Genomic DNA, 988 nt, shown 5'->3' on the forward strand with positions numbered 1-988 from the left:
CCATTTTGATGTTGTCGCCCGGCATTACCATTTCAACGCCTTCCGGCAGTTCGATGGTGCCCGTTACGTCAGTAGTACGGAAGTAGAACTGAGGACGGTAGCCTTTGAAGAACGGCGTATGACGGCCACCTTCATCTTTGCTCAGGATATACACTTCAGATTCGAACTTGGTGTGCGGCTTGATGGAACCCGGCTTAGCCAGTACCTGACCACGTTCGATTTCTTCACGTTTGATACCACGCAGCAGAACACCAACGTTCTCACCCGCACGGCCTTCGTCCAGCAGTTTGCGGAACATTTCAACGCCAGTACAAGTTGATTTAGCAGTATCTTTGATACCAACGATTTCAACTTCTTCACCCACTTTAACGATACCGCGCTCTACACGACCGGTAACTACAGTACCACGGCCGGAGATGGAGAATACGTCTTCGATAGGCAGCAGGAACGGACGGTCAATCGCACGCTCTGGTTCTGGGATGTAGGAATCCAGGTAGCCAGCCAGTTCGATGATTTTTGCTTCCCACTCAGCGTCGCCTTCCAGTGCTTTCAGCGCTGAACCACGAACGATCGGGGTATCATCACCCGGGAAGTCGTACTGAGACAGCAGCTCACGCACTTCCATCTCAACCAGTTCCAGCAGCTCTTCGTCATCAACCATGTCACATTTGTTCAGGAACACGATGATGTACGGAACGCCTACCTGACGACCCAGCAGGATGTGCTCACGAGTCTGCGGCATCGGGCCGTCAGTCGCAGCAACTACCAGGATCGCGCCGTCCATCTGGGCAGCACCGGTGATCATGTTTTTCACGTAGTCGGCGTGTCCCGGGCAGTCAACGTGTGCGTAGTGACGGGTCGGGGTGTCGTATTCAACGTGAGAGGTGTTGATGGTGATACCACGTGCTTTTTCTTCCGGCGCGTTATCGATCTGATCGAATGCACGCGCGCTACCGCCGTAGGTTTTAGCCAGTACGGTGGTGATCGC

General features: G+C 53.7%; 1 protein-coding gene. It reads right to left on the reverse strand.

Going from position 1 to position 988, the window contains the following annotated elements; all coding sequences use genetic code 11:
- On the reverse strand, nt 1-988 hold a 988-nt coding region (gene tuf, locus CS369_RS22535; RefSeq protein WP_196908783.1), incomplete at both ends, for an elongation factor Tu.

The sequence above is a fragment of the Candidatus Symbiopectobacterium sp. 'North America' genome (assembly GCF_015762685.1).
GTDB lineage: Bacteria > Pseudomonadota > Gammaproteobacteria > Enterobacterales > Enterobacteriaceae > Symbiopectobacterium.